This window comes from Streptomyces sp. NPDC003697 (assembly GCF_053587115.1).
Genome location: NZ_JBSFNN010000011.1, coordinates 39,196 through 54,263 on the forward strand (window position 1 = coordinate 39,196; position 15,068 = coordinate 54,263).

Below are 15,068 nucleotides of genomic sequence, written 5' to 3' on the forward strand. Positions count from 1 at the left end.
CATCCGATTTGGTTCTTCTGTGTTGAGGAGCGTGCCATCATGGCGGTCACGCAGCCCGACTCCCATGTCTTCGAAAGCCTTGAATCCGAAGTGCGAAGTTATTGCCGGGGCTGGCCCACGGTATTCGACCGAGCTCTCGGCAGCCGAATGTACGACGAAGACGGAAGACCCTATCTCGACTTCTTCTCCGGTGCTGGAACCCTGAACTACGGGCACAATCATCCGGTGCTGAAACGCGCGCTTCTCGACTACGTCGAGCGGGACGGTGTCACTCACGCCCTCGATATGTCGACGGCCGCGAAGCGGGTATTCCTGGAAACCTTCCGGGAGACGGTGCTCGAGCCGCGCGAGCTGCCCTACAAGGTGATGTTCCCAGGGCCTGCCGGGACGAACGCCGTCGAAGCCGCCCTGAAACTGGCCCGCAAGGTCAAACGCAGGGAATCCGTCGTCTTCTTCACCAACGCGTTCCACGGAATGACGCTGGGCTCTCTCGCCGTCACCGGCAACGCCTTCAAACGGGCGGGCGCCGGCATCCCGCTGGTGCACGCCACCCCCATGCCCTTCGACCACTGCCGGGACGGGGCGACGCCGGACATGCCGTGGCTTGAGCGGCTGCTCGCGAGCGAGGGCTCAGGTCTCAACCCCCCGGCGGCCGTGATCGTGGAGACCGTGCAGGGCGAGGGCGGGATCAACGTCGCGCGTTCCGAGTGGCTGCGTGACCTCGCCGAACTGTGCCGTCGCACGGACATGCTGCTGATCGTCGACGACATCCAGATGGGCTGCGGCCGCACCGGTGCGTTCTTCTCCTTCGAGGAGGCCGGCATCACCCCGGACATCGTGACGCTGTCGAAGTCCGTCAGCGGGTACGGACTGCCGATGGCGCTGACCCTGTTCCGTCCCGAGCTGGACGTCTGGGAGCCCGGAGAGCACAACGGCACCTTCCGCGGCTGCAACCCGGCCTTCGTGACGGCCACCGCCGCGCTGGAGGAGTACTGGAGCGACGGCCGGCTGGAGAAGCAGACCCTGGGCCGGGGCGAGCAGGTCAGGCAGGCGCTGAACGCCATCGCCGCCGACGGGCCGGCCCCCGCCCCCAGCGTGCGCGGCCGGGGCCTGGCGTGGGGCATGGAGTTCGCCGACGCCTCACAGGCCGCCGCCGTCTGCGCGCGCGCCTTCGAACGGGGCTTGCTCCTGGAGACCTCCGGCCCCGAGGGCGAGGTCGCCAAGCTGCTCCCACCGTTGACGATCAGTGACGAGGAGCTGGAGGAGGGCCTGGCGCTGTTCGGCCGCGCGGTGCGGGAGACCGAGCGCCCGCCGCGGTCACCCTCCGGCCGCTGAGCGCGCCGGCGGCACCCGAGGGGCCGCGCAGGCGACTGCCCACCCGATGAAGGGAGGGGACGACGCGTCTTCAGCCCGCCTCCGACCGGTCTGGAGGACCACGACGAGAACGGCGTGTACCCGCTGCTGACGACATCCGCGATCGAGAAGGCGTGAGGACACCATGACGACGCTCTCCAACCACCGCCGGACCGCCGACGCGTACCCGACCCGTGGCACGACCGAGGGGACGGTGCCGCGCCGGGACCCCGTGGTGTGGTCCGCGCCCGGTACCCCGGGCCCCCTCGGCCGAGCGGCGCTGGCGGACTACGAGCACACCGGTTTCACCACCGTGGACGCGCTGCTGGACCCCGACGAGGTGGCCTTCTACCGCGCCGAGCTGGACAGGCTGGTCCGCGACCCGGCGATCCGCGCCGACGAGCGCGCCGTCGTCGAGCCGGCGTCGCAGGACATCCGCTCCGTGTTCGAGGTGCACCGGACGAGCGAGGCCTTCGCCGCGCTGGTGGCCGACGAGCGGGTCGTGGGAGCGGCCCGCCAGATCCTCGGCTCCGACGTGTACGTCCACCAGTCCCGCATCAACGTCAAACCCGGCTTCGGGGCGAGCGGCTTCTACTGGCACTCCGACTTCGAGACCTGGCACGCGGAGGACGGTCTGCCCCGCATGCGCGCCGTGTCGGTGTCGATCGCGCTCACCGACAACCACGCCACCAACGGAAGCCTGATGATCATTCCCGGCTCGCACCGGACCTTCCTGGGCTGTGCGGGCGAGACGCCCGAGGACAACTACCGGACGTCGCTGAGGATGCAGGAGGCGGGGACCCCGTCGAACGAGGCGATCGCCGCGCTGGCCGAGCCGAACGGCATCCGGCTGATCACGGGCCGGGCCGGCTCCGCGACGTGGTTCGACTCCAACTGCATGCACGGCTCCGGCGACAACATCACGCCGTACCCGCGCAGCAACGCGTTCATCGTGTTCAACAGCGTGGAGAACACGCCCGTGGAGCCCTTCGCGGCCCCGGCACGGCGGCCCGCGTTCGTCGGAGCGCGTGAGTTCACGCCCGTGAGGTCCCGCTCCACGCCCCGTCCGGACACCGGCGGGCGCCGGCCCGGACCGAAGCGGTGAACGGGGGCGGGCACGGCCCGACGCGCCCTGGACCTCTCAGGTGCCCGCCTCCTCCGCAGGGCCCTCGGCGTTCAGCACCGGGGAACTGCGCACGAGGCGCAGCCCCGTCGTCAGTACGAGGCCGCCGACGATGTTGCCCAGCACCGCCCAGCCCAGCCAACCCAGCCAGGCGGCGTAGCCGTACGCCGTCCCTCCGGCGTGCAGGCCGGCGAACGCGATCAGGGAGTCCAGGATCGAATGCCACAGCCCGAGACCGGCCAGGGCGAACGCGGCGGTGATCGAGGCGACGAGCTTCCCGGTCATCGACTCGGTGCCGTGGTGCATGCGGGTCATCAGCGTGATGACGGCGCCTCCCAGCACGGCGAGGCAGAAGGTGCCCAGCGTGTAGCCCCCGTTGACGAAGTGCGCGCCCAGGGTGGCCGCGGTGCGGTGCAGCTCCGGAAAGGCCTGCATGACCAGCCAGGTGAACACCCATCCGCCGACCAGGTTCATCACCAGGACCACCAGCCACATGCGCAGCAGGTCCAGCCAGGTGGCCGCCCCGGCGACCACGGTGACGACGGGCACCAGGAAGCCCTCCGTGAACAGCTCGCTGTGGCCGAGCAGCAGGGCGATCAGCCCCGCCGAGAAGGCCAGTCCGGCCAGCAGCGCGCTGCCGGTCTCCTGCCGCACGAACAGCAGGGTCATGATGCCGACACCGACATCGATGCCGCCGAGCAGCGAGGTCGCCACCAGCGACGTCCAGGTCCGGTGCAGCCGCGGCCGGCCCTCGGCGACGATCCGTTCCGCGGCTTCGGCGACGCGCCGCTCCCCGGGGCCCTCCATGATGTGGTCGTTCGGCTGCATGGCGGTTCCTCCGCTCTCTCGTCACCGCGGAAGTGTTCCTGTCGGCATAGTCGCAGGAATCGGTGGAACACACCTTGTGTGCGACCGGCCGCGGACGCCGCCGCTCACGCCGCCACGGTGCGGCCGGCGGAACCGACGGCCGGTCGGCGACGAAAGCCGCCGTGCGCCGCGCTCCGGGATGATCGTTCCGCACCGCTTGCGTGCCCGCACCCCCGGCGTACAGTCTGAGAAGGTGTACGCCCCCGCACGAAGGAGCAGGTGAATGGGCCTGAAACGGTGGCTCGGGGAGTGGCCGGTGTACCGGCAGCTCACCGGTGCCGATCGGCTGGGGCGCGGCAAGGCGGCCCAGTCCCGGCGCTCGGCCGGTCTCGTGCCCCGGACGGACCGCGCGGACCGGGTGGTCGACTCGATCTGCCCGTACTGCGCGGTGGGCTGCGCCCAGCGGGTCTACGTCGAGAACGAGCGGGTCATCCAGATCGAGGGCAACCCGCACAGCCCCATCTCCCGCGGCCGGCTGTGCCCGAAGGGGTCGGCCAGCAAGCAGCTCGTCACCGGCCCGCAGCGGGAACAGAAGGTGCGCTACCGGCCGCCGTACGGCACCGAATGGCAGGAGCTGGACCTGGAAACGGCCATGGAGATGGTCGTGGACCGGGTGCTGGACGCGCGGCGCAAGGGCTGGCAGGACGAGGACGAGTCCGGGAACACGCTCCGCCGCACCATGGGCATCGCCAGCCTGGGCGGCGCGACGCTGGACAACGAGGAAAACTACCTGATCAAGAAGTTGTTCACCGCCCTGGGCGCACTACAGATCGAGAACCAGGCGCGTATTTGACACTCCGCCACCGTTCCCGGTCTGGGAACCTCGTTCGGACGCGGCGGCGCGACCGACTACCAGCAGGACTTGGTCAACGCCGACTGCATCATCATCATGGGCTCGAACATGGCGGAGGCCCACCCCGTCGGGTTCCAGTGGGTCATGGAGGCCAAGTCGCGCGGCGCCCGGGTCATCCACATCGACCCGCGGTTCACCCGCACCAGCGCGCTGGCCGACCAGCACGTCAACCTGCGGGCGGGCACCGACATGGCCTTCCTCGGGGGCATCGTCCACTACGTCCTGTCCAACGACCTCTGCTTCAAGGAGTACGTGCAGGCGTACACCAACGCCCCCTTCCTGCTGAGTGAGCGGTACCAGGACACCGAGGACCTGGACGGGCTGTTCAGCGGCTACGACCCGCACACCGCCTCCTACGACTCCTCCAGCTGGGCCTACGAGAGCGTCGACACGGAGGAGCGCGCGGGCCAACGGCACAAGGAGCAGGCAGCGCCCTACCAGCACGGCGCCGGCGGCCCGGTCATCGAGGGAGGCGCCGAGGAGATCGCCTCCGACCCGACCCTGCAGCACCCGCGCTGCGTCTACCAGGTCCTCAAACGGCACTTCGCGCGCTACACCCCGGAGATGGTCGAACGGATCTGCGGAGTGCCCCGCGAGCTGTTCCTGGACGTGGCCCGGGCCTGGACGGAGAACTCCGGGCGGGAGCGCACGGCCGCGCTGGTGTACAGCGTCGGCTGGACCCAGCACTCCGTCGGCGCCCAGTACATCCGGGCCGGCTCGATCATCCAGCTGCTGCTGGGCAACATCGGCCGCCCCGGCGGCGGGATCTACGCACTGCGCGGGCACGCCAGCATCCAGGGCTCCACGGACATCCCCACCCTGTTCAACCTGCTGCCCGGCTACCTGCCGATGCCGGACACCACGCACCGGGACCTGGCCGGGTACCTCGACGCGGTCCGCAGCCCCCGGCAGAAGGGGTTCTGGGGCAACGCCGACGCCTACATGATCTCGCTGCTCAAGGAGTACTGGGGCGACGCGGCGACGGCGGACAACGACTACTGCTTCGACTACCTGCCCCGCATCAACGGCGACCACGGCACCTACCGCACCGCCATGGACATGGTCGACGGGAAGGTCTTCGGATACTTCCTGCTGGGCCAGAACCCCGCGGTCGGCTCGGCCCACGGCCGCCTGCAGCGCCTGGGCATGGCCAACCTCGACTGGCTGGTCGTCCGCGACCTCACCATGATCGAGAGCGCCACCTTCTGGAAGGACGCCCCCGAGATCGAGACGGGGGAGATCGTTCCCGAGCGCTGCCGCACGGAGGTGTTCTTCTTCCCCGCCGCCTCGCACGTGGAGAAGTCCGGCACCTTCACCCAGACCCAGCGGATGCTGCAGTGGCGGGACCAGGCCGTCGAACCCAGCGGTGACCAGCGCTCGGAACTGTGGTTCTTCTACCACCTCGGCCGGCGCATCAAGGAGAGGCTGGCCGGCTCGACGGACCACCGCGACCGTCCCGTCCTCGACCTCGCCTGGGACTACCGCACCGAGGGCGACGAGCCGTCCGCGGCGGACGTCCTGCGCCACATCAACGGGATCGACCTGCGCACCGGGCGCGCCGTCAGCGGCTACCCCGACCTCAAGGCCGACGGCAGCACGTCCTGCGGCTGCTGGATCTACAGCGGCGTGTACGCCGACGAGGTCAACCAGGCCCGGCGCCGCAAGTCCCGCTTCGAGCAGGGGCCGTACGAGGCCGAGTGGGGCTGGACCTGGCCGCTGAACCGGCGCGTGCTCTACAACCGCGCCTCGGCCGACCCGCAGGGCAGGCCCTGGAGCGAACGCAAGGCCCTCGTCTGGTGGGACGAGGAACGCGGCGAGTGGACCGGGTACGACACCCCGGACTTCGAGAGGAAGAAGCCGCCGCACTACCGTCCGCCCGAGGGGGCCTCGGGTCCCGAGGCGCTGAGCGGCGACGACGCGTTCATCATGATGGCCGACGGCAAGGCCTGGCTGTTCGCGCCCAGCGGCCTGGCGGACGGCCCGCTGCCCACCCACTACGAGCCGCACGAGTCGCCCGTGCGCAACCTCCTCTACGGCCAGCAGGCCAACCCCGCGCGCAAGGTGTACGGGCGCCGCGACAATCCCTCCAACCCGGCCCCGCCCGAAGCGCACAGCGAGGTGTTCCCCTTCGTGTTCACGGCGGCGCGGCTCACCGAGCACCACACCGCCGGAGCCATGAGCCGCCAGCTGCCGTACCTCGCGGAGCTGCAGCCGGAGCTGTTCGTGGAGGTGTCGCCGGAACTGGCGGCCGAACGCGGGCTGCGCCACATGGACTGGGCCCACGTGATCACCAGCCGGACGGCGGTGGAGGCGCGCGTCCTCGTCACCGACCGGCTGGCCCCGCTGCGGGTCGAGGGCCGCACCATCCACCAGGTGTGGATGCCCTACCACTGGGGTCACGCGGGCCTGTCCAGCGGCGACGTGGTCAACGACCTCCTCGGGGTGGTGGCCGACCCCAACGTGCTCATCCAGGAGAGCAAGGTGCTGACCTGCGACGTCCGTTCGGGACGGCGGCCGAGGGGCCCCGCGCTGCTGGAGTACGTGGAGGACTACCGCCGCCGGGCCGGGATCACCCCGGCGACCGGCACCCGTATCGCGACGGCCGGTGACGGCCACATGCCGGCCCACATCGAACAGGACCGGCCGGAGGGCACTTCATGACGGACGAGCACAGCCTGTACGGTCCCCTGAAGGACCCCGCCGCCGACGCCGGCCACCGCGACCACCCGCCGCGGGTCGGCTTCTTCACCGACACCTCCGTGTGCATCGGCTGCAAGGCGTGCGAGGTCGCCTGCAAGGAGTGGAACGACGTCCCCGACGACGGCCTCGACCTGCTCGGGATGTCGTTCGACAACACCGGCATGCTCGGCGCGAGTTCCTGGCGGCACGTCGCCTTCGTCGAGCAGGAACGCCCGCTGGGACGGCAGGACCCGGGCCTGTCGGACCTGCCCACCGGCCCCTCCGCCACCGAGCACACGGCTCAGGTCACCGCGCACGCCCTGCGGGGCGCCCCCAGAGGCGGTGGTGAACTGGGCACCGGGCCGGTGGACCTCGGCTTCCCCTCCTTCGACCTGCCCGGCGCCTCCACCGGCGCCGGGGCCCGCACCGACTTCCGCTGGCTGATGTCGTCCGACGTGTGCAAGCACTGCACCCACGCCGGATGCCTCGACGTGTGCCCCACCGGTGCGCTCTTCCGCACCGAGTTCGGCACGGTGGTGGTCCAGCCCGACATCTGCAACGGCTGCGGCTACTGCGTGTCCGGCTGCCCGTACGGCGTCATCGACCGGCGGCCCGACGACGGCCGGGCCTGGAAGTGCACCCTGTGCTACGACCGTCTGCGCGGCAGCCTGGAACCGGCCTGTGCCAAGGCGTGCCCCACCGACTCCATCCAGTTCGGTCCGCTCGACGAGCTGCGGGAGCGGGCCGACCGGCGACTGGAGCAACTGCACGAGGCGGGCGTGGAGGAGGCACGGCTCTACGGCCGCGACCCGGACGACGGAGTGGGCGGTGACGGCGCCTTCTTCCTGCTGCTCGACGAACCGGAGGTCTACGGACTGCCGCCGGACCCCGTGGTGCCCACACGCGACCTGCCGTCCATGTGGAAGCACGCCGGTGTGGCGGCCTCGGCCATGCTCGCGGCGGCCGTTGCCGTCTTCCTCAAGAAAGGCCCCCGATGACCGACGACGACCCCGTCCTCCGTGAGCCGCGCAGCGACGCGGGCGCCGCCGACGTCTGGGCACGCACCTTCGCCTCGGGCCGCGACCGCGGCGGCGCGCACCCCGGGCGGACCGCCGGGCCGGACGGCGAGTTCCGCTCCTACTACGGACGGCCGGTGCTGAAACCGCCGGTGTGGGAGTGGAAGGTCCCCGCCTACCTGTTCACCGGCGGCCTGTCGGCCGGTGCCACCCTGCTGTCGGCCGGCGCGGACCTGACCGGCCTCCCGGCGCTGCGCCGGGCCGGGCGCCTGGGTGGCTTCGGCGCGCTGCTGGCCAGCACGTACCTGCTGATCGCCGACCTCGGCCGCCCCGAACGCTTCCACCACATGCTGCGGGTGGCGAAGCCGAGTTCGCCGATGTCCGTCGGCACCTGGATCCTCGTCGGCTACGGGCCCGGCAGCGCCCTGGCCGCCACGGCCGAACTGCTGCCCGCCTCCCTGCGCGGCACCCTGGCCGGCCGCCTGCTGCGGGGCGCCGCCCGCCCGGCCGGTCTGTCCGCGGCCGCCTTCGCTCCCGGCGTGGCCGCCTACACCGCGGTGCTGCTCTCCCAGACGGCCGTCCCGGCCTGGCACGAGGCCCGCCGCGAACTGCCCTTCCTGTTCACCGGCTCCGCGGCCGCGAGCGGGGGCGGACTCGGCATGCTGCTGGCGCCGGTGGCCGAGGCGGGCCCGGCCCGGCGACTGGCCGCGGTGGGCGCGGCGGCCGAACTCGTCGCCGCCCGGCTGATCGAGCGCCGGCCGGGCCTGGAGCTCAAGGCCTACACCAGGGGCCGGGCCCACCGCCTGCGGCGTGCCTCGGAGTACCTGACTCTGGGCGGGGTCCTGGCCGCGGTGACCGTCGCCCGCCGCAGCCGCCCGGCCGCGGCGGCGGCCGGGCTGGCCCTGCTCGCCGGCAGCGCTCTGCAACGGTTCGGCACCTTCGACGCGGGCGTCGCGTCGACGAAGGACCCGGCCTACGTCGTGGTGCCCCAGCGTGAACGCCTGCGCGCCCGCGGCGGGCGGCACGTCACCGGCTGATCCGCGGGGCTCCACCAGCCGCACCGGGACCGGCCGTCCCGGCCGAGCCGTGCAGGGGCCGGGACGGCCGGTCCCCGGGGGTGTTCACGATGCCTCGGACAGGTTCCCGGCGGCGGGCCGGGGCTGCGCAGCGCCCGCTCGATGTCCTCCAGCGACCGGTTGCGGGTTTCGGGGACCGTGCGCACGAACGGGGCCTGAGCGTTCCCGGGGATCGGGCGGTCGTGGCGTCGGTGCGGCTGTCGGCCGGTGCCGTCGGTGTCCACCCCGTGCCGCGGGCGTTCTCAAGGCGTGAGCGCCTCGCGGAGGGTGGGATGGCAGGGGATGACGGCGTCGACGCCGACGAGCTCGACGATGCGCATCACCGGTGCCTGGGGCGCCGCCAGGCGGAGCCAGCCGCCGGCCCGGGTGAGGTGGTGGTGGGCGGCGATGAGGGCGTTGATGCCGGTGGAGTCCATGAAGCTGACCTGTCGCATGTCGGCGACGGTGCGCGGGGAGGCGCCGGCGTCGGCAGACAGGGCGTTCTGGAGGGCGCCGACGGTGTGGTGGTCGATCTCACCGGCCACGGTCAGGACGCGCACGCCGTCCGTCGCCGTGGAGACGACCGACAGCCGCCCGGAGCCCCGTGTTGTGCCGGTTTCCGCCATCTCGTCCTCTGTGCATGTGTCGTGACCCGCCTGTCCGAAACCGGATCCAGCGTATGGTGCCCCGGGATCACGGGGGTGATGCACCCGTGTGCCCGAGACCACAGGTGTGGCGGGGGCGCACGGAGGCGTAGGGGGCGTGCCCCCGGGTAGGAGCGGGTCGTGAACGGAGTGAAGGCGGTCTGGATGGAACCTGCGCCCTTGGGGGAGGACGGGCTGGCGCCGGACACCGGCGCCATCCGCGCCTCGGCCACCCTGGACGGGGACGGTACCTGTATCGCCCAGGCCCGTCACCTCGCCGCCGAGTTCCTGACGACCGTCCAGTCCGTGCACGGAATCCCCGTCTCCCAGCGCGCCCTGGACCTGACCCAGCTCGTGGTCAGTGAACTGGTCACCAACTCCCGGAAGTACGCGCCCGGTCCCATCCTGCTGGACCTGCGCGTGACCGGCGGGCTGGTCGAGGTGGAGGTGTGGGACACCGACCCGGTGCTGCCGGTGGCCAGGGCCGCGGACGCGGGCCGGGTGGGCCAGCACGGCCTGGAGATCGTGATGGCCGTCTGCCAGGGCTTCGAGGCGCAGCGCGAACCGGTCGGCAAGCGCATCACCGCCCGCCTGGCCCTCATGGACGACCCCGGCGGGGACGTCGCCGGCCACCGCCCCCTCTGACCGACGCGATCGGCCGCCGCGGCCACGGCTCCCGCCCGGCGCACCCGGGCCCCCACGTCCGGAACCCGGGTGCGGACCCCGCGTCCGGATCGACCGGGGCGCGGGCGTGAGATCGCGCCGGACCGGCCGTGGGCGGCTGGCCGGAAGTCGTCGCCCGCACCCGCCTCCGGGTCCAGGATGGGCGAGGGCCGTCCGGCCGGTCAGCGATGCCGGGGCGGCCCGCACCGCTGTGGACGCCGAGATGCCGGATCGGGTGCCGGCTGGGGAGGGTGGACGAAGGTGACGGTAGGCAAGGACCCCTGGATCCGGGAGCTGCGCCGTGGACGGGACGCCGCGGCGCACGTGGTGTTCCTCCCGCACGCGGGCGGCGCCGCGACGTACTTCCTGCCGCTCGCGCGGCACCTTCCGGAAACCTTCGACGTCAGCGCCGTCCAGTACCCCGGCCGGCAGGAGCGCCTCGGCGAACCCCTCGTCCCCACCGTGGAACGGCTCGCCGACCAGGTGGCGTCCTCGCTGCGGCGCTACGCCCACGACGGCGCGCCGCTCGTCCTGTTCGGGCACAGCATGGGGGCGAGCGTGGCCTACGAGACGGTGCTCCGGCTGGCCGCCGGGCACGCCGCCGACTCGTGCCGGCTGGTCGTCTCCGGACGGGGCGCGCCGTCGGTGCCGCGCGAGAGCACCTTCCGCGGCGAGACGGACCGGGAACTCCTCGACCACCTCCTCCGGCTGGGCGGCACCGACGCCGAACTCATCCGCAGCCCGGAGCTGATGGACCTTTTCCTGCCCGCCCTGCGCAACGACTACCGCGCGGTCGCGCGGTACCGGCCGGCGGTGGACACCGCGGTCGGCGTGCCCGTCCTGTGCCTCACCGGAGAGCGGGACCCCCAGGTGACCGTCGAGGAGGCCGCCGCCTGGAAGGGGCACACGTCCTCGGACTTCCAGCTGCGGACCTTCCCCGGCGGCCACTTCTTCCTCATGGACCGCGTGGACCTCGTGGCCGAACTGGTGGCGGACTGGGCCGGATCCCAGGGTGCCGGTCCGGCGGCGGGTGCGGACGGCGGGTGAGAAAGGTCGGGTCACTCCGGTGACCGGAGCCCCGGTCCCGATCCCGCTGCCGCGGCCGCCAGCGGGACGGACCGCACCTGCCGGGCCGCATCGGAAGCACGCACCCGCGCACGCACGGTAACCGTGCGCCCCTTCGTGCCTTCACGTTCGGGGCCCGCTCCCGCCGCCGCACCGCCCGCCGGCCGCCCCCGGTACCCCCTCGCATCGACGACTGGCCGAATCGCCGTGCGTGCGCCGGTACATGACCGGCCATCGGGAGGCCGCACCCGCCGTTTTGCGGTGTCCGGGCAACGGCCCTGGTCGAGGGGGTGCCGGGTATGCGGGGAAAGATTCTTTCGAGATCGGTGAGTTTGAAGGAGGGGCGCCGGGGCACACGCCGGGGCGACGATCCGGCCGGACCGTCGCACAAGGCGAGACCCGCACGAGGCGAGATCCGCCGAGGCCGATCGATGGTCACGGTGGAAGCCCGAGACGAGCACTCTGAGTGAAACCTCAGGGGGTTGCTATCGGGTGACTCGCCGTGAAGACTGTGGCCGAGTTCGACTGGAACGAAGGTGTTCTGGAGTGCGCACTGTGCCAACCATCGGACAGGACCTGTCGGATGCGCGTCCTCGCTCACCGCGTTCCGGGCGTCGGGGCCCCTGGGGTCCGTCGTGAGTTCATGTGTGCTGGGGGAGAGCACCGCGCGGAAAGCGCGCGGAAGGTATCACTGGGGGGATTGCGATGTCGGGTCGGTCCGCGACGCGGGCACCGATGTGGGGGAACGAACGCACAAGGAGCCCCGGCCTCTTCCGCCGGATGTGTTGAGGCCGCGCGGCCGGCCCCGATGAGCGACTGGCGGCGTGCCGGCCGGCGCGTCGTCCACCGAAGCCCCGGATCATCTCACTGGCGGTCCGTCACGTCCGCGGTGAGGCGCCGCAGTCGGCGTGACGAGGTCCATCGCCCCTCCCGGGCAAGGTGGCCCGTCCGTGCCGGAAGCATCCGAGTGGGGTCCGTGGCCGCCCCCTGGGCAGTACACCGAAACAGCAGACACAGCGGCATGCGCGGCCGTGCCGCGCCCCTGCGCCGGCCCGAGCGAGGAGAACAAGTGATCAGTAAGCAAGTGACCGGTGAGCCGTTACCGGTCGAGGCATTACCCGAGCGCTGGCGGGCTCTGCGTGAGGCCGGCCCGGTGCGCCACGACGAGGCCCAGGGCGTCTGGCAGGCCGTGGACCACGACACCGTCACCGCCGTACTCGCCGACCCGGCGACGTACTCCTCGGACCTCTCCCCGATCGCGCCCACCCAGCAGGACTTCGAGACCTTCCGGCAGGGCAACTTCGTCGGGATGGACCCGCCGGAGCACCGCAAGCTCCGCACCCTGGTGAGCCAGGCGTTCACCCCCCGCGTGGTGCGGGGACTGGAACCGCGCATCGAGGCCGTGTGCGCACGGCTGCTGGACGCCGTCGCCGACCGGGACAGATTCGACCTGGTCGACGCGCTGGCCTATCCGCTCCCCATCATCGTCATCGCCGAACTCCTCGGCGTTCCGGCCGGCGAGCACAGACTCTTCCAGGAGTGGGCCGGCGTCCTGTTCAGCGGCGACCAGCTCGGCGAGGCGCCCGACATGGCCGACCTGGAACGGGCGCTGGAAGCCATCGCCCCCACCGTGCGCGAGATGAACGGCTACGTGCTGGAGCACATCCGCCACCGTCGTGCGCACCCCGGCGAGGACCTCACCAGCAGACTCATCGCCGCCGAGGTGGACGGCGCCCGTCTCGAGGACCAGGAGATCGTGGGCTTCGTCGCCCTGCTGCTGGTCGCCGGGCACATCACCACCACCGCCCTGCTCGGCAACGCCGTGGTCGCCTTCGACCGGCACCCCGACGCCGGCGCCCGGCTGCGCGCCCGCCCCGACCAGCTCCCGGTGGCCCTGGAGGAGGTGCTGCGGTGGCTGCCGCCCTTCCCCGAACTGGGGCGTCGCACCACCCGGCCCGTGGTCCTCGGCGGTGAGCGGCTCCCCGCCGACGCGCTCGTGATGGCCCACCTCGGCGCCGCCAACCGCGACCCGGCCCGCTTCACCGCGCCGGACCGATTCGACGTCACCCGCAGCCCGAATCCCCATCTGACCTTCGGGCACGGCATCCACTTCTGCTTCGGTGCCCACCTGGCCCGGCTGGAGGCCCGGATCGCCATGTGCATGGTGCATGAACGATTCCGCAGCCTGGCGGTCCCGTCCTACGCGGACGTCGTCTTCCAGAACCCGGCCGTGATCGTCGGCGTGCGCCACCTGCCGGTCGAGGTCAGCAGGCCGTAGCGCCCGGCGCGACAGGCACCAGGGCCGGCCCCGCACCGCTCACCCGCGGGCCCGGCTCCGTCACCCGCAATGAGGCCCAGTCAACGGGAGTCCCCTTCTCATGCCGTACACCACCACCGCCGCTCCGGTCGCCGAGCGCGGCCCGTCCCTCCTACGGGAGGAACTTCAGGACCGCCTGGACGCCCTCGCCCGAGTCCACCGGGTGCCCGGCGCCCAACTGGCCGTCACGACCGGCACCGACGTGCTGACCGTGCACACCGGCACGGCCGACGCCGCCACCGGTACGCCCTTCACCGCCGACACCGCCGTCCCCCTCGGGTCCCTGACCAAGCCCTACACCGCCGCGCTCGTGATGCTCCTGGTCGCCGACGGCGACCTGGAACTGGACGACCCCGTCGCCGAACTCCTCCCCGAACTGCGCGAGTTACCGAAGGTGGAGATACGCCACCTGCTCAGCCACACCGCCGGCCTGCCCACCGGGCCCGACTCCGACACCGCCGCCCGCACCACCGCCTCCCGGTACCTGTCGCAGGTCTGCACCGCCAAGGACGCGCTGTTCGCTCCAGGCACCGACTTCTCCTACTCCAACGCCGGTTACGTCGCCGCCGGACAACTGGTGGAGAGGGTCACCGGTATGCCGTGGCACGAGGCGGTGCGGGCGCTGATCCTCGAACCCCTGGGCACGGCACCGGCGTTCCTGGGTGACACGGCCTCCGGCCGACCCCGGGCACGGGGCCACGCGCTGAACACCGCTTCGGGACGGCTCCTGCCGGCCCACCAGAACCTCGCTCCCCTCGAGGCGCCGGCCGGCGCCCTGCTGGCGGGCGCCGCGGACCTGCTCGCACTGGGCCGCGCACTGATCGGACGGTCCGCCGTCCTGCCCTCCGCCGTCGCCGAGCGGATGTGCCGGCCCGAACCCGCCGCCGCGGCGGGAGCCCTGGCCGACGCCTGGGGCCTGGGCCCCGCCCTGTACCGGCACGACGGCCGAACCTGGTACGGCCACGACGGCAACGCCCAGGGCACCTCCTGCCACCTGCGCGCCGAACCGGACAGCGGCGTCGTGGTCGCCTTCACCGGCAACGCCGGAGGCGCGACCGCGCTCTGGCGGGACCTCGCCGACGACGTCACCCGGATCACCGGGGTGCGGGTGCCGACGGTCCCGGCCCCCGCGCGCGGGGAGCGTCCCGTCACCCCGCCCGAGTGCGCGGGCACCTATGCCAACGGCCCCACGGAGTACCGGATCACGCTCCGCCCGGACGGTACGCCCGCCCTCTCCGTGGACGGCGACCTGCCGATCCCGCTCGTGTGCTATCCGGACCTGTCCTGCGACCTGGTCGATCCGGCCACGGGCCGGCGCGAGCCGGGCGGACGCTTCCACCGCGATCCCGCCACCGGCGTGGTGGACCGCGTGCAGATCTCCGGACGCACCGCCCGCCGCACCGGCGCCGCCTGAGCCGTACGCAGCGCCGCCG

11 protein-coding genes are annotated in these 15,068 nt (G+C 72.4%); 9 read left to right on the forward strand and 2 right to left on the reverse strand.

Annotated elements, in window-relative coordinates:
- The first annotated feature begins 39 nt into the window (after positions 1 to 39).
- Both ectB and thpD read left to right on the forward strand, forming a co-directional pair.
- Positions 40 to 1,335 (forward strand): diaminobutyrate--2-oxoglutarate transaminase, encoded by a 1,296-nt coding sequence (ectB, locus tag ACWDNY_RS07010; protein WP_451644682.1) that lies wholly within the window; start codon positions 40 to 42, stop codon positions 1,333 to 1,335.
- A 163-nt stretch (positions 1,336 to 1,498) separates the two neighbouring features.
- Entirely contained in the window at positions 1,499 to 2,458 is a 960-nt protein-coding gene (thpD, locus tag ACWDNY_RS07015; RefSeq protein WP_451644683.1) for an ectoine hydroxylase, read from the forward strand.
- 36 nt (positions 2,459 to 2,494) lie between these two features.
- Here thpD and ACWDNY_RS07020 read toward each other — a convergent pair whose 3' ends face one another.
- Complete coding sequence (locus ACWDNY_RS07020; RefSeq protein WP_451644684.1) at positions 2,495 to 3,304, reverse strand: formate/nitrite transporter family protein; 810 nt, start codon at positions 3,302 to 3,304, stop codon at positions 2,495 to 2,497.
- A gap of 262 nt (positions 3,305 to 3,566) precedes the next feature.
- Between ACWDNY_RS07020 and fdh the strand changes: the two genes are divergently transcribed.
- From fdh to nrfD, 3 genes are read left to right on the forward strand one after another with little or no spacing between them, the layout of a single operon-like run.
- Positions 3,567 to 6,857, forward strand: a complete 3,291-nt coding sequence (gene fdh, locus ACWDNY_RS07025) for a formate dehydrogenase (protein ID WP_451644685.1) — start codon at positions 3,567 to 3,569, stop codon at positions 6,855 to 6,857.
- A complete protein-coding gene (locus tag ACWDNY_RS07030; RefSeq protein ID WP_451644686.1) occupies positions 6,854 to 7,873 on the forward strand; it encodes a 4Fe-4S dicluster domain-containing protein in 1,020 nt (339 codons plus the stop codon). The genes fdh and ACWDNY_RS07030 overlap by 4 nt, the downstream gene beginning before the upstream one ends.
- Positions 7,870 to 8,928, forward strand: a complete 1,059-nt coding sequence (gene nrfD / locus ACWDNY_RS07035) for an NrfD/PsrC family molybdoenzyme membrane anchor subunit (RefSeq protein WP_451644687.1) — start codon at positions 7,870 to 7,872, stop codon at positions 8,926 to 8,928. Before ACWDNY_RS07030 ends, nrfD begins: the two co-directional genes overlap by 4 nt.
- A 281-nt stretch (positions 8,929 to 9,209) precedes the next feature.
- Here nrfD and ACWDNY_RS07040 read toward each other — a convergent pair whose 3' ends face one another.
- Positions 9,210 to 9,572 (reverse strand): STAS domain-containing protein, encoded by a 363-nt coding sequence (locus ACWDNY_RS07040; RefSeq protein WP_451644688.1) that lies wholly within the window; start codon positions 9,570 to 9,572, stop codon positions 9,210 to 9,212.
- A 183-nt stretch (positions 9,573 to 9,755) separates the two neighbouring features.
- Here ACWDNY_RS07040 and ACWDNY_RS07045 point away from each other — a divergent pair, with 183 nt between their 5' ends.
- From ACWDNY_RS07045 to ACWDNY_RS07060, 4 genes are all read left to right on the forward strand, one after another.
- Complete coding sequence (locus ACWDNY_RS07045; protein ID WP_451644721.1) at positions 9,756 to 10,235, forward strand: ATP-binding protein; 480 nt, start codon at positions 9,756 to 9,758, stop codon at positions 10,233 to 10,235.
- Between the two features lie 279 nt (positions 10,236 to 10,514).
- On the forward strand, positions 10,515 to 11,300 hold the full coding sequence (locus ACWDNY_RS07050) for a thioesterase II family protein (protein WP_451644689.1): 786 nt from the start codon (positions 10,515 to 10,517) through the stop codon (positions 11,298 to 11,300).
- A gap of 1,087 nt (positions 11,301 to 12,387) precedes the next feature.
- Entirely contained in the window at positions 12,388 to 13,596 is a 1,209-nt protein-coding gene (locus tag ACWDNY_RS07055) for a cytochrome P450 (protein WP_451644690.1), read from the forward strand.
- A gap of 100 nt (positions 13,597 to 13,696) precedes the next feature.
- Entirely contained in the window at positions 13,697 to 15,049 is a 1,353-nt protein-coding gene (locus tag ACWDNY_RS07060) for a serine hydrolase domain-containing protein (RefSeq protein ID WP_451644691.1), read from the forward strand.
- The last annotated feature ends 19 nt before the right edge of the window (positions 15,050 to 15,068 follow it).